The sequence below is a fragment of the Mesorhizobium sp. BE184 genome (genome assembly GCF_031457045.1).
Classification (GTDB): domain Bacteria; phylum Pseudomonadota; class Alphaproteobacteria; order Rhizobiales; family Rhizobiaceae; genus Mesorhizobium.
Genome location: NZ_JAVDVU010000001.1, coordinates 555,318 through 579,293, shown reverse-complemented (window position 1 = coordinate 579,293; position 23,976 = coordinate 555,318). Strand labels below are relative to the sequence as shown.

The 23,976-nt window shown below is 60.8% G+C and carries 23 protein-coding genes and 2 tRNA genes; 11 read left to right on the top strand and 14 right to left on the bottom strand.

All coding sequences use genetic code 11. From position 1 onward, the window contains the following. The first annotated feature begins 51 nt into the window (after positions 1-51). Together J2X35_RS02725 and J2X35_RS02720 are read left to right on the top strand one after the other, a co-directional pair. The gene (locus tag J2X35_RS02725; RefSeq protein WP_310180797.1) at positions 52-522 is read left to right on the top strand and encodes a peroxiredoxin; all 471 of its coding nucleotides are present in this window, start codon (positions 52-54) and stop codon (positions 520-522) included. Positions 523-650: 128 nt separating this feature from the next. Next, positions 651-1,940 (top strand): M23 family metallopeptidase, encoded by a 1,290-nt coding sequence (locus J2X35_RS02720; protein WP_056108414.1) that lies wholly within the window; start codon positions 651-653, stop codon positions 1,938-1,940. Positions 1,941-1,967: 27 nt separating this feature from the next. Here the strand turns inward: J2X35_RS02720 and J2X35_RS02715 are convergent, their stop codons facing one another. The 4 genes from J2X35_RS02715 to J2X35_RS02700 form a co-directional block, all read right to left on the bottom strand. After that, positions 1,968-3,188 carry an MFS transporter gene (locus tag J2X35_RS02715; protein WP_310180795.1) on the bottom strand — a complete coding sequence of 407 codons (1,221 nt, stop codon included), beginning with the start codon at positions 3,186-3,188 and terminating at the stop codon, positions 1,968-1,970. Between the two features lie 46 nt (positions 3,189-3,234). Then, positions 3,235-4,257 (bottom strand): hypothetical protein, encoded by a 1,023-nt coding sequence (locus J2X35_RS02710; RefSeq protein WP_310180794.1) that lies wholly within the window; start codon positions 4,255-4,257, stop codon positions 3,235-3,237. Next, complete coding sequence (locus J2X35_RS02705) at positions 4,254-4,970, bottom strand: DUF6065 family protein (RefSeq protein ID WP_310180792.1); 717 nt, start codon at positions 4,968-4,970, stop codon at positions 4,254-4,256. Before J2X35_RS02705 ends, J2X35_RS02710 begins: the two co-directional genes overlap by 4 nt. A 520-nt stretch (positions 4,971-5,490) precedes the next feature. Beyond that, positions 5,491-5,567 (bottom strand) — tRNA-Asp (locus J2X35_RS02700). Positions 5,568-5,783: 216 nt separating this feature from the next. On the opposite strand from J2X35_RS02700, the gene J2X35_RS02695 reads away from it, so the two are divergent. Further along, positions 5,784-5,859: transfer RNA gene (locus J2X35_RS02695), tRNA-Val, on the top strand. A gap of 87 nt (positions 5,860-5,946) precedes the next feature. Here the strand turns inward: J2X35_RS02695 and J2X35_RS02690 are convergent. Continuing rightward, positions 5,947-6,219, bottom strand: coding sequence for an HU family DNA-binding protein (locus J2X35_RS02690; RefSeq protein ID WP_056108404.1), 273 nt, complete (start codon positions 6,217-6,219; stop codon positions 5,947-5,949). Between the two features lie 193 nt (positions 6,220-6,412). Further along, on the bottom strand, positions 6,413-8,824 hold the full coding sequence (gene lon, locus J2X35_RS02685) for an endopeptidase La (protein WP_056108401.1): 2,412 nt from the start codon (positions 8,822-8,824) through the stop codon (positions 6,413-6,415). A 312-nt stretch (positions 8,825-9,136) separates the two neighbouring features. Here lon and J2X35_RS02680 point away from each other — a divergent pair, with 312 nt between their 5' ends. Next, the gene (locus tag J2X35_RS02680; RefSeq protein ID WP_310180788.1) at positions 9,137-9,724 is read left to right on the top strand and encodes a hypothetical protein; all 588 of its coding nucleotides are present in this window, start codon (positions 9,137-9,139) and stop codon (positions 9,722-9,724) included. A gap of 62 nt (positions 9,725-9,786) precedes the next feature. On the opposite strand, the gene clpX is transcribed toward J2X35_RS02680, so the two are convergent. Together clpX and clpP are read right to left on the bottom strand one after the other, a co-directional pair. Continuing rightward, positions 9,787-11,064 carry an ATP-dependent Clp protease ATP-binding subunit ClpX gene (gene clpX, locus J2X35_RS02675; RefSeq protein ID WP_056108394.1) on the bottom strand — a complete coding sequence of 426 codons (1,278 nt, stop codon included), beginning with the start codon at positions 11,062-11,064 and terminating at the stop codon, positions 9,787-9,789. Between the two features lie 308 nt (positions 11,065-11,372). After that, complete coding sequence (gene clpP, locus J2X35_RS02670) at positions 11,373-12,002, bottom strand: ATP-dependent Clp endopeptidase proteolytic subunit ClpP (protein WP_056108391.1); 630 nt, start codon at positions 12,000-12,002, stop codon at positions 11,373-11,375. Between the two features lie 261 nt (positions 12,003-12,263). Here clpP and J2X35_RS02665 point away from each other — a divergent pair, with 261 nt between their 5' ends. Both J2X35_RS02665 and J2X35_RS02660 read left to right on the top strand, forming a co-directional pair. Next, positions 12,264-12,989 (top strand): hypothetical protein, encoded by a 726-nt coding sequence (locus tag J2X35_RS02665; RefSeq protein ID WP_310180782.1) that lies wholly within the window; start codon positions 12,264-12,266, stop codon positions 12,987-12,989. 64 nt (positions 12,990-13,053) lie between these two features. Further along, entirely contained in the window at positions 13,054-14,304 is a 1,251-nt protein-coding gene (locus J2X35_RS02660) for a cytochrome P450 (protein WP_310180781.1), read from the top strand. A 20-nt stretch (positions 14,305-14,324) separates the two neighbouring features. Here J2X35_RS02660 and J2X35_RS02655 read toward each other — a convergent pair whose 3' ends face one another. From J2X35_RS02655 to J2X35_RS02645, 3 genes are read right to left on the bottom strand one after another with little or no spacing between them, the layout of a single operon-like run. Then, positions 14,325-14,672 (bottom strand): cupin domain-containing protein, encoded by a 348-nt coding sequence (locus J2X35_RS02655; protein ID WP_310180780.1) that lies wholly within the window; start codon positions 14,670-14,672, stop codon positions 14,325-14,327. A gap of 28 nt (positions 14,673-14,700) precedes the next feature. Further along, positions 14,701-15,120, bottom strand: coding sequence for a VOC family protein (locus J2X35_RS02650; protein ID WP_310183717.1), 420 nt, complete (start codon positions 15,118-15,120; stop codon positions 14,701-14,703). Between the two features lie 2 nt (positions 15,121-15,122). Then, entirely contained in the window at positions 15,123-15,947 is an 825-nt protein-coding gene (locus J2X35_RS02645) for an enoyl-CoA hydratase (RefSeq protein WP_310180779.1), read from the bottom strand. A 159-nt stretch (positions 15,948-16,106) separates the two neighbouring features. On the opposite strand from J2X35_RS02645, the gene J2X35_RS02640 reads away from it, so the two are divergent. The 3 genes from J2X35_RS02640 to rpsI all read left to right on the top strand — a co-directional run bounded on the left by J2X35_RS02640 (position 16,107) and on the right by rpsI (position 17,741). Beyond that, positions 16,107-16,553, top strand: a complete 447-nt coding sequence (locus J2X35_RS02640) for a PaaI family thioesterase (protein ID WP_056115285.1) — start codon at positions 16,107-16,109, stop codon at positions 16,551-16,553. 248 nt (positions 16,554-16,801) lie between these two features. Next, positions 16,802-17,263, top strand: a complete 462-nt coding sequence (rplM, locus tag J2X35_RS02635) for a 50S ribosomal protein L13 (protein ID WP_056108376.1) — start codon at positions 16,802-16,804, stop codon at positions 17,261-17,263. 1 nt (position 17,264) lies between these two features. After that, positions 17,265-17,741 (top strand): 30S ribosomal protein S9, encoded by a 477-nt coding sequence (gene rpsI / locus J2X35_RS02630; RefSeq protein WP_056108374.1) that lies wholly within the window; start codon positions 17,265-17,267, stop codon positions 17,739-17,741. Positions 17,742-17,845: 104 nt separating this feature from the next. Here the strand turns inward: rpsI and J2X35_RS02625 are convergent, their stop codons facing one another. The 3 genes from J2X35_RS02625 to J2X35_RS02615 all read right to left on the bottom strand — a co-directional run bounded on the left by J2X35_RS02625 (position 17,846) and on the right by J2X35_RS02615 (position 21,212). Continuing rightward, entirely contained in the window at positions 17,846-19,219 is a 1,374-nt protein-coding gene (locus J2X35_RS02625; RefSeq protein WP_310180776.1) for an MFS transporter, read from the bottom strand. A 137-nt stretch (positions 19,220-19,356) separates the two neighbouring features. Continuing rightward, the gene (locus J2X35_RS02620; protein WP_310180774.1) at positions 19,357-20,406 is read right to left on the bottom strand and encodes a glycerophosphodiester phosphodiesterase family protein; all 1,050 of its coding nucleotides are present in this window, start codon (positions 20,404-20,406) and stop codon (positions 19,357-19,359) included. Between the two features lie 173 nt (positions 20,407-20,579). Continuing rightward, a complete protein-coding gene (locus J2X35_RS02615; protein WP_056108364.1) occupies positions 20,580-21,212 on the bottom strand; it encodes an invasion associated locus B family protein in 633 nt (210 codons plus the stop codon). Positions 21,213-21,474: 262 nt separating this feature from the next. Between J2X35_RS02615 and J2X35_RS02610 the strand changes: the two genes are divergently transcribed. Continuing rightward, positions 21,475-23,262, top strand: a complete 1,788-nt coding sequence (locus tag J2X35_RS02610) for an extracellular solute-binding protein (RefSeq protein WP_310183714.1) — start codon at positions 21,475-21,477, stop codon at positions 23,260-23,262. Positions 23,263-23,271: 9 nt separating this feature from the next. Beyond that, positions 23,272-23,967 carry a DsbA family oxidoreductase gene (locus J2X35_RS02605; protein WP_310180770.1) on the top strand — a complete coding sequence of 232 codons (696 nt, stop codon included), beginning with the start codon at positions 23,272-23,274 and terminating at the stop codon, positions 23,965-23,967. Positions 23,968-23,976: the final 9 nt, after the last annotated feature.

Genomic DNA, 23,976 nt, shown 5'->3' with positions numbered 1-23,976 from the left:
AGACCTTATATGCCTGCGGCGGCGCGCGTAACCTCAAACAAGGGCAACGATATGGCTGATCTCGAGGTGGGAGACCCGGCACCGCTTTTCGACCTTCCCCGCGACGGCGGCAGATCGTTGCGGCTTGCAGACTTTGCGGGCCGCCCGGTCGTCCTCTACTTCTATCCGCAGGACGACACGTCGAGCTGCACCAACGAGGCCATCAGCTTTTCGCAGCTCAAGCCGGACTTCGAGAAGGCCGGAGCTACGGTCATCGGCCTGTCGCCGGACAGTGCAAAAAAGCACGACAAGTTCAAGGCCAAGCACGGACTGACCGTCGCTCTCGCCGCCGACGAGGACCGCAAGGTCGTCGAGGCGTATCGCCTGTGGGTCGAGAAGCAGATGTACGGCCGCAAATATATGGGTGTGGAGCGCGCGACCTTCCTCATCGGCGCCGATGGCCGGATCGTTCAGATATGGCGCAAGGTGCGGGTCAAGGGGCACGCCGAGGCCGTGCTGGAAGCCGTCCGCGCACTTTCCTAGCCAAGTATCGTGCCTGAACCGGAAATCGCGCGTCTATCGTTAACGGGACGGCCGATCCGCAAAGCTTTGTTAACCCTAACGATGTGTAATCGAACATGTCTTGGGTGTGGCAACGAAAGCTTGGTGCTGTGAACGTAACCGGTCAGTCCGCTGTTTTCGGCAAACGCAGGGAACCTCATACCGTCATCATCGCCCGCGGCGACGAGATCCGGCATTTCACCGTCAGGCCATGGCTTGCGGCATTTGCCGGCTCCGCGCTGGCGGCGGTCGCAGTGGGCTACTTGCTGGCGACCTCCTATCTGGTTTTGCGCGATGACCTGATTGGCGCCAGCACGGCGCGCCAGGCACGCATACAACAAGCCTACGAGGACAGGATTTCGGCGCTGCGCGCCCAGGTGGACCGTATCACCAGCCGGCAGTTGCTCGACCAGCAGTTGATGGAAACAAAGGTCGGCGAGCTTCTTGACCGACAGACGCTGCTCAGCCAACGGCACGGCCGCCTCGGACTTATGGAAAGCGCCGGAAACGATGTTGGCGCGCCGCTTCCCGCCAACGGCCCGGTGCCCGCGCAAAAGCCCGACAACCGTGCGGATGCCGGCGACGCTCAACCTGTAGCCGCCAAGACCGTTGCGCTTGCGAGCGCGGACAGCCAGAAATCATTGCCCTTCTCATTTTGGGCGACCCGCAAGGGCGAGCAGAACGAATCCTCCGCAGACCGCGCCGACAAGCTTTTCGTGGCCATCAACCAGTCGCTTCGCAACATAGAAAGCGAGCAGCTGTCGCGTATCACCAATCTTGCCGATACGGCCTATCAAAATGCCGATGGCATTTCCGAAGCGCTGCGCGCGGCGGGCCTGCCCGTGGACAGCGACTTCGGCAAGGACGAAACCGATGTCGGCGGCCCGCTTGTACCACTCGACAGCACCACCATGTTCGAAACCAAGGTCAAGGAACTGGACGAGGCGCTGAATACGCTTGACCAGCTCAAGACCGAGGCGCGCCGGCTGCCGCTCTCCAACCCGGCACCCGGTCACGCCGTCACCAGTCCGTTCGGCGTGCGGACCGACCCATTGCTCGGCTCGGCGGCCCTGCATTCCGGCATGGATTTCCGCGCACCGCTGGGCATGCCGGCGAAAGTCACCGCGGCCGGCGTCGTCGTTCGCGCCGGTTGGGCCGGCGGCTATGGACGTATGATCGAGGTCGACCACGGCCAGGGCTTTTCGACCCGCTACGGTCACCTCAGCAAGATATCTGTCGTTGTGGGACAGAAGCTGAAGGCCGGCGACATCATCGGCCAGACCGGCAGCAGTGGCCGCTCGACCGGGCCGCATCTGCACTATGAAGTCCGCCACAATGGCGAAGCGCTGGATCCGCTGCGGTTCATCGCGGTGGGAAAAAAGGTCGCGCAGTACCTCTGACGGCTTATCCCACACCGCTTGCGGGGCTCACCCAGCCGGCAGCGGATTTCCGTCCACCGGCGATTTGTAACGCCACAGCCTGGTCGGCACCAAGGCGGCGAAGACGAGAACGTTCAACAGCGCCGCAAACAGCAGGCAATAGACCACGCCATATCGGGTGGAGACGAACCCTCCTAGGATGATGAGCGGCGGCATGCCAATCTTGAAGATCGCCCCTGAAATCCCCGCCACGCGACCGATATAGCGTCGCTCGACAGTCTCCTGCCGGAACGTCCATAGGGACACCACGAAGACCGTGGAGATGAGACCTTCGAGAAAACCCAGGGCCGCGACCACGGCGACGTTCGGCGAGAATGCCGTGCCGACATAGACGCCGGCGACGAGGACGATGGGCATGGCGAACGTCTTGGCCACGCCAAAGGCTCGTCGTCCGTAGGGAGTCAGCCAGGCGCCGCAAACCGCGCCGACGCCCGTCAGACCGAGGACGACGCCCACTTCGAAGTCGCCGACGCCGAGGTTCGACTTGAGCAGCACGATGAGCATCGTCGCATAGATGCCTTCGGCACCGTTCACGATCATCACGACAAGCGACATGACGACCAGTTCACGGTTGCTGGCAAATGCCTTCAAACCGTCCGTTATGTCCTGAAGAAAATTGCCTTTCGGCTTTGGCGAATCTTCCAGCCGGATCAGGGCGGAAAAAAGCATCGCGGCAAAAAGCGCGATGGCGCAGGCGACGATAGTGCCCGAGCCACCGATGAGAACCAACAAGGCGCCCGCCGCCATGGGCGCGAACACCGAAATTGTGGAGTTGAACCCGCTCAACAGCGCGTTGGCAGTGACCAGGTCAGAAACCGGCACCGCCTGCTGAACCAATCCGGTCTGCACATTGCCCGAGGCGTAGAAGAACGCCATCAGGAAGAAGACCAGCGTCAGCACCAGCCCGAGGCCGCCAGCCACATCCTTCAGCGCCCAGGCCGTACACAGAAGGATTGCTGCCTGCGCGGCCAGATAGAAACGAAGCGCGAAAACTCTTCTGACCCGATCGTTGATCGTCCCGATGAAGATCGCCAGGACAATGTTGGGCAGGAAGACGACGCCTCGCAGCACCGACAATTCCATCTCGGAGCGCTGAATTTCATAGACGATCAGCGGCAACGCCAGCCGCGCCATCTCGACGCCCAGCACGCTGAGCATCGAAACCATGAACACCAGGGAAAACTGACGGTTTTGAAGAAGAATTCGCATAGCAACCCGTGACAGATCGGATGGACAGCATCGCGTCGGCGTGCGGTCAGCCAGTCAGTTTCAGCAATTCCCCGACGCCGCTTTGCGCCTCGTACATTTTCTGCTTCCAAGCCATATCCGGCACAAGCGGCAATTGTCGCTGACGACACGCCTCGGCAAATTCCGGGCTGATCTCTGCAAATCCATCCAGGACCGCGTAGACTTCCCGCTCCAATCCACTTTTCTCGGCAAGACGCAGCAGCAGGTCCGTTCGGAAGCCGGATTGCCCCGGACCCAAGACGTGCGCCATTTCCAGCAACGAGCGCATCCGCTGCTCCCCGTTCCATGTGGCCTTGTAGAAGCGCACGGTGGCAAAGAGGATGTAGACCTCATCGTTCGACGTCGGAAGGCCGTCCAGAAGTATCCGGTTTGTCTTGTCCAGCAGGATTTCCAAATCATGCGGGCCGCCGAAGGACAGGGTCCGCTCGAAAATCACCAGCAGAGAGAAATCCTCTCCCATTTTCCGCAACGGGCCGAGGGCGTCGCCTATTTCCAAACTCCCCATATGCGGCAGTTGAAAGGGCAGATCGACGCTGTAGGGAATGTTCTTCGGATAGGCATAGCCGGACGAACTCTCGATATCGGCGATCTCGTCATCGTCGAGTGTAACCAGTTCGCCATCGACGAAGAAAGTCTGCCTCAATCCCAGCCCGCTGAAAATACGGAGGAGCTCGATATTCTCCTTGTCGGAGATCACGTAGTCGATGTCGCTTCGCTGGCTGGCTGGAAGCGCAGGACCAAAGCGCCTGTTCCGCGGAAATCCTTGAATGAACCTAAGCGTATCGAGGTGGCTGAACCGGCTGTAATTGCTTTTGAGCCAATTCGTCTGGTCACGATATATGTGATCGTGGAGCGTTATGACGGGAGCGAGCTCCGGAACCACCGGGGCCAGCGCAGTTTCCAGCTTGTGTTCCAGGGCCAGCACTACCAGCCCCACGAGATCGGGCTCCGGCGGCGGCTCGAAATCGATTTTTTGCCCCAGCACGGCAGCCTTGGCGCCAGATTGCAGGAACTGCCGCCAGATGCTCATTCCCGGCCGCGCCTTCGGGATATCACCCGGTACGAACCGGCTTTTTCCGAATTGCGCCGGTTGGCTGTTTCCTTGAGGCCATCCCAGAAGTCCGACGGAAAATCGGACAGGTCTTCCACGATGTCGAGTTGCGGGCGGGGCCCGGCGCCATGGAGGGCGCGCGGTACTTCAAACACCTGGAACCATGGACGGGACTTCGAAAACTGGATGGGTTCGTCCGTCCGCACCAATTGGATGTTCGTGAACAGAAGCCCTGTCCACCAATCCGTCTCGATTATGCCTTCCAAGACCTTGTAGGCGGTGCTGTCCTGGCGATTGACCGGCGCACGCACCCAAGTGCTGACATTCTCGTCAGTCTTGACGAAAAAGCCGGTCCAGACCTGGAGGACGCCCCGTTCCGGAAACAACTCCAGAAACGGCGGCATCGCATCGACGAGGTCCTGATCCGTATTGTCGATCCAGAAATCGGCGAACCCCGGCAAAAATACACGGTCCAGCTTGACGACCTCTTCGATGGCGTCGAACTGGACGAACACGTCCACCCCGTTCCACTGAATGCTGAAATCAACCGGAGGATAGAGCAGCCACCCGACGCGATTGGCAGCCAGGAAAGGCTCACAATGCTGGTAGGCTCGTAACGGAATCTCTCCTGACAGGCGATCTTCGCCCGGCTGAGGATCGGGAACACCAGGGTATCCCTTAAAGAATCTCATTCGTTACGTATACCGCCGCCGAACCCATGTATAAAAAAGTGGCGCGCATGCCAGAAGCATGCGCGCCTGTCTTTATGAACCGGTATTACTTAGCGCCGCCGCCGCCGTGATTCTTCACGACAACGCCTTTGCTCGACACTTCGCGAAGCTTGCTTGCAAGAACGATTTTCATTTTCATTCTCCTCATTATAGCAACTGCCAGTGCGCAATATGCTTACTCAATCAGCGTAACACAAAGCCGGCTTCGGTCAACGGATCAAAAACTACAGCGCCGTCTCAATTTTTATTCCTTGGGATTTGCCGATTTAAAAACACCTCTCGGCAGAAAACCCGCCTACTTTTCTCCGCTCTTTCGACCGAAAAGCTTGAACGGACTAGATGACCGTTCACATCGAAACATGAGACGCAGACACCGCTGTTGCAACGACTGTAGAGGCTTCTCGGGACATGGGAAAAGTTTGAACCGCCGTTCCGGCGTTCAGACGTCATCATCTTTCAAGACGACCAAGTCTTTGAAAGATGGCGCGAGTGACGGGGCTCGAACCCGCGACCTCCGGCGTGACAGGCCGGCACTCTAACCAACTGAGCTACACCCGCGCATAGACGAACACGTGTAGGCGCGTACGTCGATGGGCGGTGGATTACGGGGTTCACCGCTGGGTGTCAAGCTTCTCCAGCCAGTATAAAACAAACCTTTGGCGGTTTTTCCGGGATAGCGATGAAGGGCCGCGAGTATGCCCTTCCTTGTCATCCGGCTGCGGCGCATTTGGCCTTGCGAAGCAAGGGCGAACTGCTTAAAGGTCCGCGCCTGAAGGGCGATTAGCTCAGTTGGTAGAGCGCTTCGTTTACACCGAAGATGTCGGCGGTTCGAGCCCGTCATCGCCCACCACGCCTTCCCGCATTGGCCTGAAGATCAAGCCGACAAAAGAAAAGCCGGGCTGAAAGCCCGGCTTTTCTATTTAGGTAGCAGGTGAAATCAGTTCACAGCGTCCTTGAGGCCCTTGCCGGCCGAGAACTTCGGCACGGTGCGGGCGGGGATCTTCACTTCCGCGCCAGTCTGCGGATTGCGGCCGGTCGAGGCCGCACGCTTCGAAACGGAGAAGTTGCCAAACCCGACAAGCCGAACGTCGCCGCCCTTCTTCAACTCGCTGGAAATGACAGAAAAAACGGCTTCAACGGCCGACTGCGCGTCGCCCTTCGAAATCTTCGCGGCGTCGGCTACAGCGGACACCAGTTCGTTCTTGTTCATGAAAATTCCCTTCCATAAGAAAACCGGAACACCGACTCATCCGGCAGGGATTGGACAATAGGGAGAAGCTTGGCCGCAACCAAGGCCAAAATCGCAGCCAAGCACAAAAAAAGCCCGGAATTCCGGGCTTTTTCAGAGAAAAGTCGGGCCAGAACCCCGGCTTTTCGATTGTGCAGTGCACGCTCGGCGCGACTCAGTGCGCGAGGGAGGCTCCAGCTTCGTCCGCGGCATCCGCCGGGGCCGGCGTCGAGACGGGCTCGACCCATTCGATGGGCTCCGGCATGCGCACCAGCGCATGACGCAGCACTTCGCCAATGCGCGCGACCGGGATGATCTCCATGCCGTTCTTCACATTGTCCGGAATCTCCGCCAGGTCCTTGGCGTTGTCTTCCGGGATCAGCACCTTCTTGATGCCGCCGCGAAGCGCGGCAAGCAGCTTTTCCTTCAGGCCGCCGATCGGCAGAACGCGTCCGCGCAGGGTTATCTCGCCGGTCATCGCCACATCCGCCTTGACCGGAATACCGGTCAGGATCGAAACGATGGCGGTGGCCATCCCCACGCCGGCCGAAGGACCGTCCTTCGGGGTTGCCCCTTCCGGCACGTGGACGTGGATGTCGCGCTTGTCGAAGAGCGGCGGCTCGACGCCGAAATCGAGAGCCCGCGAGCGGACATAGGACGCCGCCGCCGAGATCGATTCCTTCATCACGTCGCGCAGATTGCCCGTGACGGTCATGCGGCCCTTGCCGGGCATCATGACGCCCTCGATCGTCAGCAGTTCGCCACCGACCTCGGTCCATGCCAGTCCAGTGACGACACCGACCTGATCGTCCGCCTCGACCTGACCGAAGCGGAATCGCTGTACGCCCAGATAATCGGACAGGTTCTCGGCGGTGATCTTCACCGACTTCTTCTTCGTCTTCAGTATCTCGGTCACCGCCTTGCGGCCGAGCTTCATCAGCTCGCGCTCAAGGCTACGCACACCGGCTTCCCGCGTGTAGGTCTGGATGATCTCGCGGATCGCGTCGTCGCCGACCGAAAACTCCTTCGGCTGCAACGCATGGTCGCGGACGACCTTCGGCATCAGGTGCTTCTTGGCAATCTCGACCTTCTCGTCCTCGGTGTAGCCGGCGATGCGGATGATCTCCATGCGGTCCATCAGCGGCGCCGGGATGTTCAACGTGTTCGCCGTGGTCACGAACATCACGCTCGAGAGGTCGTACTCGACCTCAAGATAGTGGTCCATGAACGTCGAGTTCTGTTCCGGATCGAGCACCTCGAGCAGGGCCGACGACGGATCACCACGGAAGTCCTGGCCCATCTTGTCGATCTCGTCGAGCAGGAACAGGGGATTGGACTTCTTCGCCTTCTTCATCGACTGGATGACCTTGCCGGGCATCGAGCCGATGTAGGTGCGCCGGTGACCGCGGATTTCAGCCTCGTCGCGCACGCCGCCAAGCGCCATGCGGATGAACTCGCGGCCGGTCGCCTTGGCGATCGACTTGCCGAGCGAGGTCTTGCCGACGCCGGGAGGGCCTACGAGGCACAGGATCGGGCCTTTCAGCTTCTTTTGACGGCTCTGCACGGCCAGGTACTCGACAATGCGGTCCTTGACCTTGTCGAGGCCGTAGTGATCGGAATCAAGCACGTCCTGCGCAAAGTTCAGATCCTGCTTGACCTTTGAGTTCCTGCCCCACGGTATCGACAGCAGCCAGTCGAGATAGTTGCGCACGACCGTGGATTCGGCCGACATGGGCGACATCGTCCGCAGCTTCTTCAATTCGGCTTCCGCCTTCTCGCGGGCCTCCTTGGAGAGCTTGGTCTTCTTGATGCGCGCTTCCAGTTCGGCGGCCTCGTCGCGGCCGTCCTCGCCCTCGCCGAGCTCCTTCTGGATCGCCTTCATCTGCTCGTTGAGGTAGTATTCGCGCTGGGTCTTCTCCATCTGGCGCTTGACGCGCGAGCGGATGCGCTTCTCCACCTGCAGGACGGAGATTTCGGCTTCCATGAAGCCCATCGCCTTCTCAAGACGTTCCTTGACGGAAAGCGTACCAAGCATCTCCTGCTTCTCGGGAATCTTGATGGCGAGATGCGAGGCAACCGTATCGGCAAGTTTCGAGTAGTCGTCTATCTGGCTGGCGGCGCCAACCACCTCGGGCGAGATCTTCTTGTTCAGCTTGACGTAATTTTCGAAGTCGGCGTTGACCGAGCGCGCCAAAGCCTCGACCTCGACCTCTTCCTCGTCGGGCTCGACCAGAATGGCGGCGCGGGCTTCGTGGAAGTCGGCTCGCTCCGTGAACGAGCCGATTTTGGCGCGCGCCGAACCTTCGACGAGAACCTTGACGGTGCCGTCGGGCAGCTTGAGCAGTTGCAGAACATTGGCGAGCGTGCCGATGTCATAAATGGCATCCGGCTCCGGATCGTCGTCGGCGGCATTCATTTGGGTCGCGAGCAGGATCTGCTTTTCCTGACCCATCACCTCTTCCAGCGCCTTGATCGATTTCTCACGCCCAACAAAGAGCGGCACGATCATGTGCGGGAACACGACGATGTCGCGCAGCGGGAGGACCGCGAAAACACCGTCAGAGGGCGACCTTGCTATTTTGGCCATTGTCCAACCTTTCCTTCGCGGCCGCGTCTCAGCCAACCGCGATTCTCATATTAACGACCGGAAGTCGTTCCGCCTACAACCGATTATGACGGGAGTTTTACAGCACGGAATTCAGCCCACGGCCTTCCGGTCTTAGGTGGAGTTACGAGGCGCAAAGATCAAGTAGCAATGTGCCGGCAAAGCGGTGCCATTGAGCAAAGCGGCCCCGCTTTTCCCGAGCGATTTGAATGGTGGAGCGGCCCAACAAGAACTGCAATACTTGACCACCGTGCTCGCATGCGAGGTTTGAACCGCTCGTCGAGGAGATGCCATATGAGACACACCCGTCATGGCTGGATGGTCTGCTTCTTGCTGCTCCTTTCCGGAGTATCGCCGGCTTCAGCGCAATCCGTTACCGATAGGCTTGGCGTACCCGGCCCGGTGAGCTTTCAGGGCACCGAATTCGCGCTTGCCTGGACTTCCAATCCGTCTCCAAGCTATTTCAAGCAGGAATACGTGCCGGCCGGAGAACAAGTCGAGCACTTCAATCAGATGTTCATGATCGAAGCAGAGACTTCGGCCAGCCCGGAAACCGCGGCGGCAGCGCAAGTCGACATGCTGAACAAGCGCAAGGGATCCGATCCGGTGGTCAACTACGACCTGATCCGCAACGACGCTACGGACGAGATCATTCTCGACTTCGTGCTCAGCGATTCCAGCACCGGAACGACGATCGTCGAATGGAACGCCTACCGGTACGCGCCTTTGAACAAGTCGGGCGGCGTGGCGCTCCACGCCATCAGCCGTCGTGGCTATGGCGACCAGGCACGAGATTTCCTTATCGGTCTCAAGGAGAAGAGGTCGCCGGCCATCAATGCCCTGGCGTCGTTCAAAACGCCCAAGCTTCAGCCAAATCCCTGACCCAGCAGACGTAAACGACAAACGGCGCCCGAAGGCGCCGTCCAACCTGGAAGGGTAACGCGCTATGCGCTGACGTTGCCCTTCTTTTCCTTCTGGTCGGAGTAGATGTAGAGCGGCCGGGCATTGCCGGACACCACTTCCTCCGAGATTACGACCTCGCGAACGCCTTCCAGAGCCGGCAGTTCGAACATCGTGTCGAGCAGGATCGCTTCCATAATGGAGCGAAGGCCGCGCGCGCCGGTCTTGCGTTCGATAGCGCGCTTGGCGATAGCCGACAGGGCGTTCTCGTGGAACGTCAGGTCGACGTTCTCCATCTCGAACAGCCGCTGATATTGCTTGACCAGGGCGTTCTTCGGCTCGGTCAGGATCTGGATCAGCGCCGGCTCGTCGAGGTCTTCCAGCGTTGCAAGAACCGGCAAACGGCCGACGAATTCGGGAATGAGGCCGAACTTCAGCAAATCCTCTGGCTCAACCAGCCGAAAAACCTCACCGCTGCGCCGATCCTCGGGCGACGCAACCGTCGCAGAAAAGCCGATCGACGTCTTGCGGCCGCGATCCGAGATAATCTTGTCGAGGCCGGCGAAAGCGCCGCCGCAGATGAACAATATGTTGGCGGTGTCGACCTGCAGGAATTCCTGCTGCGGATGCTTGCGGCCACCCTGTGGCGGCACGGACGCGACAGTCCCTTCCATGATCTTCAGAAGCGCCTGCTGCACGCCCTCGCCCGAAACGTCGCGGGTGATCGAAGGATTGTCGGACTTGCGCGAAATCTTGTCGATCTCGTCGATGTAGACAATGCCGCGCTGCGCCCGCTCGACATTGTAGTCGGCCGCCTGCAGCAGCTTGAGGATGATGTTTTCGACATCCTCGCCGACATAGCCGGCCTCGGTCAGCGTCGTGGCGTCGGCCATTGTGAAGGGCACGTCGATGATGCGGGCCAGCGTCTGGGCGAGCAGGGTCTTGCCGCAGCCGGTCGGGCCGATCAGCAGGATGTTCGACTTCGCCAGTTCAACGTCGTTGCTTTTGCCGGCGTGAGCGAGGCGCTTGTAGTGATTGTGCACGGCCACAGACAGCACGCGCTTGGCGTAAGGCTGGCCGATCACGTAATCGTCGAGAACCTTGAGGATTTCCTGCGGTGTCGGCACGCCTTCGCGCGACTTCACCATCGAGGTCTTGTTCTCCTCGCGGATGATGTCCATGCAGAGTTCGACGCATTCGTCGCAGATGAAAACTGTCGGGCCAGCGATCAGCTTGCGCACTTCATGCTGGCTCTTGCCGCAAAACGAGCAATAAAGCGTATTCTTGGAATCACCGCCGCCGCTGCTGCCGACCTTGCTCATCTTCCAGTCCTTTCATGGGCGCCTGCCATATGGCTGGCCGGATGCGCCTACAAATCTATCGCGGGAATCCGCCGCCGCCAGTGCCCTGGCTCCCGCAACGTATTCCGTACGAAACACAATTCAGAAAACGTGGCAATGATTCGCGGCGCCCCACGAAAAGCTAAGCCGCCGAAAATCAACATAGCCTTAACGTAGGCGGTCCAACCACCGGATGGAACAGCCAAATGTGGCCGAAATGCCGCAAATCCCCGCAAAAGTGCGGCGAGACCGCGTTCCCGCTGACAAATTCCGTCAGTTTATCCGGACGACTAGGCAGTGGCAGCCTCGATCGCCTCGCGGGATGAGATGACCTTGTCGATGAGGCCGAAGTCCTTGGCCTCGTCTGCAGTCATGAAGTGATCGCGGTCGAGCGTGCGCTCGATCTCCTCATAGGATTTTCCGGTATGGGTCACATAGACCTCGTTGAGGCGCCGCTTCAGCTTGATGATGTCCTGAGCGTGACGCTCGATATCCGAGGCCTGCCCCTGGAACCCGCCCGAGGGCTGATGCACCATGATACGGGCGTTCGGCGTCGCGAAGCGCATGTCCTTGTGGCCGGCTGTCAGGAGCAGCGAACCCATCGATGCGGCCTGGCCGATGCAAAGGGTCGAAACCGCCGGCTTGATGAACTGCATGGTGTCGTAGATCGCCATGCCGGAAGTGACCACGCCGCCGGGTGAATTGATGTAGAGATTGATTTCCTTCTTCGGATTTTCGGCTTCCAGGAACAGAAGCTGCGCGCACACCAGGGTCGCCATGCCGTCCTCGACCGGGCCGGTTATGAAGATGATGCGCTCCTTGAGCAGGCGCGAGAAAATGTCATAGGCCCGCTCGCCACGGTTCGTCTGCTCGACAACCATCGGCACGAGGTTCATGTAGGTTTCGACGGGGTTCTTCATCGACTATCCCTTTGTTCGGCTGGGATTCCGGCCCCGTTCGGTGCGAGTCGGGCAGAATCGTGCTGGATCGTTGCACCGTAAATAGGATGCCGCCTCACCCCAGCGCAAGGGTTCGTCGCCGAGAGCTTTGTTCGCCATTCAGTTAAGGTTGCCGGTTAACCGAGACCACATCTTAACGAAACCTGACGAAACCACTTTTTCGCCCTCCGATGTCCGCTAAAGTTGCGCCAGGCGACATTTTTCGCGTGAAAGGGGTGCAGCATGTTCAGGAAACATCTGGCCATGGCGGTCTCGGCGCTGGCGATGCTGGCAACGGCTTCGCAAAGCGTGGCGGGCGGCAGAGCCGTCGAGTGCTACGAACGGTATCACACCGCGCCGGTCTATGACCGCATCGACGGTATTGCTCAAGTCAATCCGGGTTACAGCCGGGTCGAGACCATTCCACCGATCATCGGCACGCGCACACGCGATGTTCTGGTTCGGCCCGGCCGGATCAAGCATCGCACCGTACCCGCCGTTTACAGCTACGAGACGGAACGCGTGCTGGTCGAGCCTGCACGCACGGTGAAGCGCCTTGTGTCCGGTCGCGGAGAGATCCGCTACAAGACCGTCAAGGTATCGGATGGCGGCTATAGCTGGGAATGGCGCTGGATCGACGGCCGCAAGGTGCTGTGCAAAGTGAAGAACAAGGCGCGCTACGAACGCATCGCCTACACCGTGCAGGGTCCGTCGCACTATGTGCACGAAAGGGTTCCCGCCCAATATGAGTATCGCAAGCGCAAGGTGCTGGTCCAGGCAGAGAGCACGGAAAGCTATGTGCTGGCCCCCGAATACGAAACCATACGCGACCAGGTGGTCATCCAGCCAAAGCAGCATCGGGTCATCGACATACCGCCATCCTACCAGTGGGTTACGCGAAAGGTGCTGGTGAGCGAAGGTGCCGAAGGCTGGCAACGCGTACGCATCCCACGGCATTGCGCCTACTGACTGGTTTAGAACCGGGCCTCATCGCGCTCTGGCAGGGCGGCGGCAAACCGGGCTAGGAAAAGGCATGAACGCTGTCATGCCGTCCTATCTCGAATTCGATGCCGCCGCGCACCGGCTGCGGCTCGACCCGCATGAGCCGGCCTTCGTGCAGAACCCCTATGAGGCATATGCCTGGCTGCACGCAGCCGGCGGTGCCTTGTTCTGGGAGGATTTCGGCTTCTGGTGCGTGGGCGGCTTCGACGCCGTCAACCGGCTGCTGCGCGACCGGCGCTTCGGCCGGCAGAACCCGGCGGGCATTCCCGACAGCCGCGGCTTCGACCGGGACAGGACGCATCTTGCCGCATTCGACGCGGTTGAGGCGAATTCGCTGCTGGAACTGGAGCCGCCGGTGCATACGCGGCTGCGGACGCTGGTGAACCGCGCCTTCGTCTCGCGCCAGGTGGAGAGGCTGCGGCCGCGGGTCGAAATTCTGGCCAACGACCTGATCGACCGGTTCGAGCCGGATCGGCACGCAGACCTGTTGCCCGCCTATGCCGCGCCGCTGCCGATCACCATCATTGCCGAGATGCTCGGCGTTCCGGTCGAGATGGGGCCGCAACTGCTCGACTGGTCGCACCAGATGGTGGCCATGTACATGCACGGCCGCACACGCGAGACGGAAGAGACGGCGAACCGCGCAGCCAAAGATTTTTCCGATTTCCTGCGCGGCTACATCAAGAAACGCCGCAAGCAGCCGGGTGACGACCTTCTGTCTCTACTCATCGCAGCTCAGGAAGGCGACCGGAAGCTTTCCGAGGACGAATTGGTGTCGTCGGTCATTCTGCTGCTGAATGCCGGCCACGAAGCGACGGTGCATCAGACCGGCAACGCAGTCCGTACTATCCTCGACCAGGGCGGCGATCCACGCCGGTTTTTCACCACGCCGGAGGTGACGGCATCGACGGTCGAGGAATGCCTGCGCTTCGACGCACCGCTGCATATGTTCACCCGCTATGCCTATGAGCAGATCGAAATCGCACCGAGGGTCACGGTCACTCCCGGCGAGACGGTCGGTCTGTTGCTCGGGATGGCCAACCGTGATCCCACGGCGTTTGCGCGACCGGACGGATTCCAGCCTCAACGGTCGGACCAGAAGAATGTGTCGTTCGGCGCCGGCATTCATTTCTGCATCGGCGCGCCGCTGGCGCGGCTCGAACTGCAGGTATCGCTGAAGGTGCTGTTCGAGCGCTTGCCGGCGCTTCGACCAGCCGACACGGCGCAGTTCCGCGACACCTACCATTTCCATGGCCTGGAGCGGCTTGCCGTCAACTTCTGACCGATTGTCGGACCCTGAGCTCAGAGCTTGATGACGTATTCCTTGCGAGTCGTTTCAAGCACTTCCCAGCTTCCCTTGAAGCCGGGCCGCAAGACAAAGCTGTCCCCTGCCCTGACGGTGCGGCTCTCGCCACCGTCTTCGGCGATGATCGAGATGCCGGACAGGATATGGCAGAATTCCCACTCGTCATATTCGATGCGCCATTTGCCGGGCGTCGCTTCCCAGATGCCGGCGTAAAGGCAGTCGCGCTCTTCGGCATTCCAGGTGCGGAAGCGGGGATCGCCGGCAAGGACACGTTCGGGCGCCGGGGCGCCCTCTTCCGGCTCGATGCCGTCGGTATCAATGGGGACGAACAGGGCCAAAGTCATGATTTTCGGATCATCGTTCTAATGCCGGTCACTTTGGCAGCGATATGTTGCCGTCCGCATCTATAGGAAAGTCGGGATTGTGCGCTACTTCCCAGAGACTGCCTTCCGGATCGGCGAAATAACCATACCAGCCGCCCCAGAAGGCCTTGCCTGCGGGCTTGACGATGCTGCCACCGGCCTTCTCCGCCTGTGCCAGCACCTGATCGACTTCGGCGTCGGAACGGACATTGTAGGCAAGATAGACCCGCGATGGCTGCGCGCCGAATGAAATCCCGGAATCTTCCTCGGCGCTGCTTCGTGGAAACAGGCCAAGGATCGCACCGCCCATCTGGAAGAAGGCGACTCCGTCCTTGATACGGTGACGTTGCAAGCCCATCGCCTCGTAGAAGGCGGAGGTTCCATACAGATCATCGACGGCGATGGTGATGATGGAAATGCGGGGTTCCAGCTTCATTCCGCCTTCCACTCCGGCTTGCGTTTGCCGAAGAACGCCGCGACGCCCTCCCGAGCATCGGCGTTGAGCATGTTCTCGACCATAATTTGCGAGGCATGATCGTAAGCTTCCGCCAGATTCATTCCCGCCTGCTCGTAGAAGGTCTTCTTGCCGAGCCTGACGGCCGAAGGCGATTTGGCGGCAATGACTTGCGCGTATTTCGTCACGATCTGATTCAGATACTCGCGCGGGACCACGCGATTGATGAGGCCGAACTCCCGGGCGCTGGAGGCATCGATCATCTCGCCGGTCAGCAGCATCTCCATCGCATGCTTGGGCTTCAGGCCTCTGGCCAGCGCGACGCCCGGCGTCGAGCAAAACAGCCCGACATCGATGCCGTTGACGCCGAATGTCGATTGATCCGATGCGATGGCCAGATCGCAGGATGCGACGACCTGGCAACCGGCCGCCGTGGCGATGCCATCGATCTCGGCGATCACCGGCTTGGGATGCCGCACAATCGACTGCATCAGCCGCGAACAGGCACCGAACGTTTCCTCGAAGAAGGCCTTGCCGCCGTCAGCATCGGTGCGACGGGCAGTCATCTCCTTGAGATCGTGGCCGGCGCAGAACACCTTGCCCGGTGCGGCCGCCAGGACGATGACGCGCACGGACGGATCGTGAAGGACACCGTCGAGTTGCGCCTGCAGCGCGGCCATCACAGACAGCGAGAGCGCGTTGGCCGGCGGGTTCGAAAGTGTCAGCCGCAGGATGCCGCCCTCCACCTCGACCTTTACGGGCGATTGCGGGGCAATCGTCTTGATGGCAAGGATTTCACCCATTGTCGTCTCCCGGAGCGTCGGCATCGCGTCTCGATGGCACTTGGAACCAAAGAACTAGCGTCCTGCCAGTTGAAGAACAGCTTCGTGCATGTTTTCTCGCAGAAGGCCGGTTTGAGCAACCCACGCCAGACACGGACATCTGCCAGGAAGGGCCGCGCCATGCCGCTGCAAAGCAATCTCACCCCGGTCCTCGACGCCGTCGACGTCAATGCGCTGATGCGCCAAGTCTATCCGCAACTCAACGGCGCTGACAGCGTCTACGAAACGCTCGATGTGTTTCCCGGTGGCTGCATTGTGCGGTTGAATGCCGATGAAAGGCACATCCGCCCCGGTGGCACGGTCTCCGGTCCGTCGCTGTTCACGCTTGCCGACATTGGCGGCTATGCCTGCGTGCTCTCCCACGCCGGGCCTGATGCGCTTTCGGTGACGACGAACCTTAACATCAATTTCGTGCGCAAGGCAGAAGCCGGCCCCATCGACGGGCATTGCCGTATCCTGAAGCTGGGCAAAAGCCTGATGGTGTTCGACGTCGACATCGTTGCCGGGCCGGAAGGACAGACAATTGCCCACGCCACCGGCACCTATTCGATCCCGCCCAAACGATGACAAATGAGGTAAAATAATACCTCATTATCAAGCTATTGATTTCAAACAATTTTCTTCGCCGATGCCTGTTTTAATTCGATTGACGGGCGGTTTGCCGCCTCGTATAAGCGCTCTCGAAACAGCGGCCAGCAATGGTCGCCGTTTTGTTATTGGCGCTGGGCTTCGGCCTCTCGTCAATTCAAGCAACAAGAAACGCCTTTGTCCGTAGGTTTTGCCATCGGACAGGGTCCGAAACGAAAGCAAACTCCATGACAACCTTTTCGCAGAAGCCTGCGGATGTGGTGAAGAAGTGGGTGCTGATCGACGCCGAAGGTCTCGTCGTCGGCCGTCTCGCCACCATCGTCGCCAACATCCTCCGCGGCAAGCACAAGCCGACCTTCACGCCCCATGTCGACGACGGTGACAATGTCGTCATCATCAATGCCGAGAAAGTCGTCTTCACCGGCAAGAAGTACACCGACAAGATCTACTACTGGCACACCGGTCACCCCGGCGGCATCAAGGAGCGCACCGCGCGCCAGCTGATCGAGGGCCGTTTCCCCGAGCGCGTCCTGGAAAAGGCCGTTGAGCGCATGGTTCCGCGCGGTCCGCTCGGTCGTCGCCAGATGAAGAACCTCCGCGTCTATGCAGGCGCCGAGCATCCCCACACGGCCCAGCAGCCCGAGACGCTCGACGTCGGCGCGCTGAACGCCAAGAACAAGAGGGCCTGATATGGCTGAGCTTTCCTCGCTCGCAGAACTCGGCACGGTCGCCCAGACCGCACAGCCGGCCGCGCCTGTCTACGTCCAGAAGCTCGACAAGTCGGGCCGCGCCTATGCCACCGGCAAGCGCAAGGACGCCATCGCCCGCGTCTGGGTGAAGCCTGGCTCCGGCAAGATCACTGTCAACAACAAGGAATTCGGCGCTTACTTCGCGCGTCCGGTCCTGCAGATGATCCTCAACCAGCCGATCGTCGCGGCCAACCGCGTCGGCCAGTACGACATCATCGCCACCGTCATCGGCGGCGGCCTGTCGGGCCAGGCGGGCGCCGTGCGTCACGGCATCTCCAAGGCGCTGACCTACTACGAGCCGACACTGCGCGGCGTGCTCAAGAAGGGCGGCTTCCTGACCCGCGACAGCCGTACCGTCGAGCGCAAGAAGTACGGCAAGGCGAAGGCCCGCCGGTCCTTCCAGTTTTCCAAGCGCTAAGGCGCGCTTGGGGCCAAGTTCTCGAAGCGCTACCGCTTCATGCATACGAAAAGGCCGCCTCCGGGCGGCCTTTTTTATCGCGGGAGCGATTCTCCCTACGACGATCAAGTATCCGAGTGCCGAGCCGGCCGCATGAAAAGCGTCGCAGCGCCCGCGCCCAGCAGCATCAGCACCGCCGATGCGGTGAACGCTATCCGCATACCCGGCACGATGCCAAACGTCATCAGTGCGCCGAAAAGCGCCACGCCGATGGCTCCCGATGTCTGGCGGATGGAATTGAGGACACCGGATGCCACGCCCTCCATACCAGGCGGCGCCGAGGCAAGCACGGCGGTCGTCATGGCAGGCACAGCCAGGCCTGACCCAACCGTCATCACGAAAAGCCTCCACATCAGCGAAGCGTAGCTGGTATCCGCATCAACAGAAAACAGCAGCGCGTAGCCGAGAGCGCCGATGCACAGACCGACGATCAACGGCAATTTCACACCTTTTCTTGCCACCACCGGACCGGTGGCCATGTTGGAAAGAATGACCATTGCGAGAAACGGCGTAAATGCGGCTCCGGCAACCGCCGGCGAATAACCCTTCGTTTGCTGGAAATAGAAGCTCAACACGAAAATCATGCCGTAGGTCGTCAGATTGATTGCCAAGCCAACGAAATTGGCGACCGCAAAGGCGGGATCGGCAAACAGACCGAGAGGCAGGAGCGGCGCGGTACTGCGGCGCTCCACGGCAATAAAGGCTGCCCCGGTGACAGCGGCGACAAGAAACGCAGCCATTACCAGCGGCGACGCGAAGCCGCGAACACCGCCTTCGATGAAGGCGACGGTCAAGGCCAGCGGAGCCAGAATGGCTAACACCTGACCGGGAAGATCAAGCGGCGCCCCCTCGGGCTTGCGCGGTGTCTCCTGCAGGAACCGCAGTCCCAAAAGGATGGCAAACACGCCTATCGGCAGATTGATCAGGAAGATGCTGCGCCAGCCCAAGCTGTCGATCATGAAGCCGCCCAACGCCGGTCCGGCGGCAAGCGCGGCGCCTCCGGCTGCGGTCCATATGGAAACGCCGGTTGCTCGCAACGATGCGTTGCCACCGCTCGCGTGATTGAGCAGGACAAGCGAGCATGGCATCAGCATCGCCGCGCCGACGCCCTGGCCGACACGGGCTGCGATGAGCGTTGCCATTCCCTGCGCCAACCCGCAAGCCAGCGAGGCAAGCGTGAAGAGCGCCATGCCGACAGCGAAAATGCGGCGTGCACCGATCCGGTCGCCAAGCGCCCCCGCGGACATCAGCAATGAGGCAAAGGCCAAAGCATAGCCATCGACCACCCATTGGAGGCCGGCAACACCCGCACCAAACGACAAGCCGATGCGCATCAAGGCGATGTTGACGACCGAAATGTCGAGCTGGACGACGACAAAGCCGAGGCTGGTTATTGCCACAGCGAGGGCAAAGGACCGGGATTTTAAGGGGATGTCCATGACAGTGACTGGACCAGACCATGCGAAGCACCGCCGCACAAGGTCTGGTGGCCGGACTGCTGACATCACCCTTGTCCGAACGGCGCCACGTTTGCGCGACGCCAAATATCAGGCGTCACGGTCCAGCATGACAACGCTCAATTGATGCTGGCCGTGCTCGCGGGTTCCTGCGGGCGTTCGCCGTAGGGAACACGATAACCGTTTGCGTTCAGCCATTGAATGGCCGCATCGGGCTCGTCGGTCTGGATGATGGTGGCGCCGCGCTCGGCCCAGAACCCCCAGCTTTCGGCGGGCAGACTGGCGGAGACGGCCAGTTCGTCGCCCCGACCGCCAGCCAGGAATCCGCCGGGCTTGTTCACGATGGCGTAGGTGTCGGCCCAGATGTGCCAATTGCCGCGCACGGCGGCGGCGCGCATGCGAGTGGAAAACAGCGGGCCGCCGGTTTCGGTCAGGTTTGCAGCGCCATTGCGCCAGTTGATCATCTCGATGGCACTTGGCGCGAAGGTCCGGCTCACCTCCTCGACAAAGACATGATCGCGCACGGCATCGTCGGCGATGATGGGCATGAACAGGAAACCCCTGCCCGCCGCGCCCAGCGCTTTATCGACCTCATCGATCCGCCGCTTGTTCCAGAGGTTTTCCTTGACCACGGTCTGATCAGCCACCCCCAAGGAACGCGCCACCTCGATCATGCCCGGCAGGCTCGCGACATCGAGCTTGTTGTCGATGTTGACGAGAATTCTGTCCCTGGCAGCTTCGAGAAATTCGCGCAGCGTGGACACAGGCTCTTGCGTCGCCGTGCCCGTCCCCTCGACTACAAGCCGGCACGTTCGAAGTTCCGCGAGCGTGCGTTCGATCACCTCACCGCGGCATGTCGTAGTCCGGTCGAGCCAGCTGTCATGCATCACGACGAACTCGCCATCGGCGGAGCGGCGGACATCGACCTCGACCATTTCCGCCCCGGCGGCGATGGCGGCGTGCAGCGCGGCCAGCGAATTTTCCGCGTAACGCGTCTTGCCGGCCTGCAACCCGCCGGAGCGATGGGCAACGACCATGACATGGTCGCGCCATTGGTTGGCATTGCTGAACCGTTCGAGGATTTGCCCGGCACGCGTTTCGGCAGCATAGGCCGGAGAAAGAAAGCTCAGAAGGGCGCCCGCAACAGCACCCAGTCGCCTGCATCGCATGGGAATCGCTCCGCACCGAAACCTGTCGGCGCGGGAATAGGCGACGGCTGTGACGTGTGCGTGAACGAAGCCGGCTATGTGCGACCGGTACGGGCAAGGCTAGACACGGGCGAAAAAGAAAAAGGCTCCGGTTCAACCGGAGCCTTCGTTCTACAGAGGGATTTCAGGGGACGTCAGTTGGCCGCCTTCGCCTTGTCCTGCTCTTCCTTGAGCTTCTTGGCGAAGTCCTCGTTGTTCTTGGTGACGAAATCCTGAAGCTTCTTCTGGCGGTCCTCGATGTCGGACTGCTTCAGCGGCGGACCATCAAATGCGCCGGAAAAGCCCTGCAGGGAAACCTTGATCGGGTTCGGCTGGTTCTGGAAATTGATCGAAGTGAGGGTCAGATCCGAACCCTTCTTGAAGGAGGCGACGAGCTGGTCGGTCATTGGAACCTCAGCCACGCAGCGATCCGGGAAGCAGATGACATAGTCAAGCTTCTGAGCCTTGCCGCCGTCGATCTGGAGACCGATGCCGGGAGGAACCAGGCGGCCGGTCGGCACCGTAACCTGGAACACCTTGCGGTTCACCTTGCCGCGCAGGTCGATCAGGCTGATGCCGGTGACGAGCTGGCCATTGCCGGCGGTGGTGATGTTCTGGACGTTGCAGATGTCCACGTCTTCCTGCTTGCTGCAGGCCTTGAACCACCCTTGTGGCAATTGCTGCTGCTGTTGCTGGGCATTTGCCGCAGGCAGCGCCGCGCCGAGGAAGCCGATAACGCTCGCGGTCATGACCGACAGGCGATAAGCGTTTGTTCTCAGGCTCGTCATGTGGTGCATTTCCTCTCGATTGATGCCCAGGCAAGGTCAGGCCGTGTCACGAGCTAACTCTTGCCCAAATGAGGCAACAGAATGACTTTGGCGGGCGTGTTACACTGCCGGGCGTTTCGAATCCAGCCTTTCGCCTGCATTTCTTCACTGGGAAGGCGGTGGCGGGCACTCTAGTCTGGCATCCGAATCACTTGTCCATGAACGGAGGACGGTCGTGGACCGCGTTCTTTTTCTGCTGGCTGCAGCAGCCGCGCTTTTGCCGATGTCGGCGCAACCTGCCGCGGCTGACCCGAAACATGCGATCGCCATGCAGGGCGAGCCGGCCCTACCGGCCGGCTACACGCATTTCGACTATGCCAATCCGGATGCACCGAAAGGCGGTGCGATCACCTATTGCGTCGTCGGCACTTTCGACAATCTCAATCCGTTCATCATCAAGAGCCTGCGCACCACGGCGCGCGGCGTGATCGATACGCTGCTCGGCAATTTCGTCTTCGAGCCGCTGATGCAGCGCAATTACAACGAGCCGTTCAGCCTCTACGGGTTGCTGGCGAAATCGGCCGACATGAGCGAGGACCGCCGCTCGATTGAATTCCAGCTCGATCCCGAGGCAAAATGGTCGGACGGCGAGCCGGTCACGCCCGAGGACGTGCTGTTCACCTACGACGTCTACACCGAAAAGGGACGCCCACCCTACTCTGACCGGATGAAGAAAGTCGCCAAGCTGGAAAAGACCGGCGAGCACAGCGTGCGCTTCACCTTCAACGATCAGGCCGACCGGGAATTCCCGCTGATCATCGCCCAGACGCCGATCGTGCCGAAACACGCTTTCAGCATGGACACTTTTGACCAGACGACGCTGAAGCCGGTGATCGGCAGCGGCCCCTATGTCATCGACAAGGTGGCGCCAGGCGACCGGATCGTGTTCAAGCGCAACCCGGATTACTGGGGCAAGGACATCCCGTCCAAGCGCGGCTTCGACAATTACGACGAAATCACCATCCAGTATTTCCTCAACGCCAACTCCCAGTTCGAGGCGTTCAAGAAAGGTCTCTGCTCGGCCTATGCGGGCGCCGCCTATGCCGGCATGGGGCCGCTGCAGGCGGCGCGCGATTTCGACTTCCCGGCCGCCAGGAACGGCGACGTGATCGTCAAGGCCTTTCCGCTCGGCGTGCCGCCGGTGGCGACCGGCTTCCTGTTCAACACGCGGCTGAAGAAATTCTCCGATCCGGCCGTGCGGCGGGCGCTCGGCATGCTTTACGACTTCGAATGGGCGAACAAGAACCTGTTCGGCGGCAAGTTCACGCGAACCATGAGCTACTGGCAGGATTCGGAACTCTCGGCTCTTGGCCATCCCGCCAGCGAGAAAGAAAAGGCCCTGCTGGCGCCGTTCCCCGGCCGCGTGCCGGCGGATGTCATGGATGGAAGCTGGCATCCGCCGGAAACCGATGGTTCGGGCCAGGACCGCAAGGCGCTGAAGGCGGCCTTCGATATGCTGAAGGGCGCCGGCTACACGATCCGGGACGGCGTCATGCAGGACAAGGATGGCGAACCTTTCGCATTCGAAATCCTGACCGCCAGCCAGGAGGAGGAGCGGCTGGCCAGCCTCTACCAGCGCACGCTGGCCAAGCTCGGCATTGGCGTCACCATCCGCGCACTCGATGGCGACCAGATCCAGTCGCGCAAGCAGCGCTTCGATTTCGACGTGCTGATCGGCGCAACCGGCTTCACCAATTCGCTGTCCCCAGGCATCGAGCAGATCGGCCGCTGGGGCTCTTCCTCGGCGAAGGTCGAAGGGTCGTTCAACCTGGCCGCTGTCGCCGATCCGGCCATCGACGCGGCGATCCAGGCCATGCTGAATGCGCGCGGCAAGGAAGACTATGTCGCGGCCGTGCGGGTTCTGGACCGGCTGCTCATCTCCGGCGCCTATATGGTGCCCATGCAGCACAGCCCCGACCGATGGATGGCTTACTGGAACTACCTGGAACATCCGCAGAAGACGCCCATATTCAGCTATCAGCTGTCGGCGTGGTGGCGAAAGCCCAAGTAAGGAAAAGCCATGAGCGAAACGTCCTCCATCACCATTGATGTCGTCTCCGATGTCGTCTGCCCCTGGTGCTTCGTCGGCCACAAGCGGCTGGAGCGCGCGCTGAAACTGGCGCCCGATGTCGAGGCCGAAATCCGTTGGCGGCCTTTCCAGCTCGACCCGACAATCCCGCCAGAAGGAAAGGAACGGAAGGCCTATATGGCAGCAAAATTTCCGAACCAGGAACAGTTGCGGCAGTCGCACGCACAGCTCAGGTCGCTCGGCGAAGCGGAGGGAATATCCTTCGATTTCGATGCAATAGCAGTGTCGCCCAACACGCTCGACGCACACCGTGTCATCCGCTGGGCAGGCACGGCCGGCGAAGCGGTGCAGAGCCGGGTCGCCGATGAACTGTTCAGCCGCTACTTCGAGCGTGGTGAAAACACCGGCGACCGCGCCGTGCTGATCGACGCGGCGAAGGCCGCCGGAATGGACGCAGCCGTGGTCGAGACACTGTTGCCGACCGACACCGACGTGGAGGCGGTAAAGGCCGAGATCACCACGGCCTCGCGCATGGGCATTACCGGCGTGCCCTGTTTCGTCATCGAGAGCCGCTATGCGCTGATGGGCGCGCAGGATGCGGAGACGCTCGCCGACGCGATCCGGCAGATCGCCGGCGCGAAGGCGAGAGGGGAACTCGACGACGAGCCCGAGGCCGCGAAGCACTGACCTTCGGGG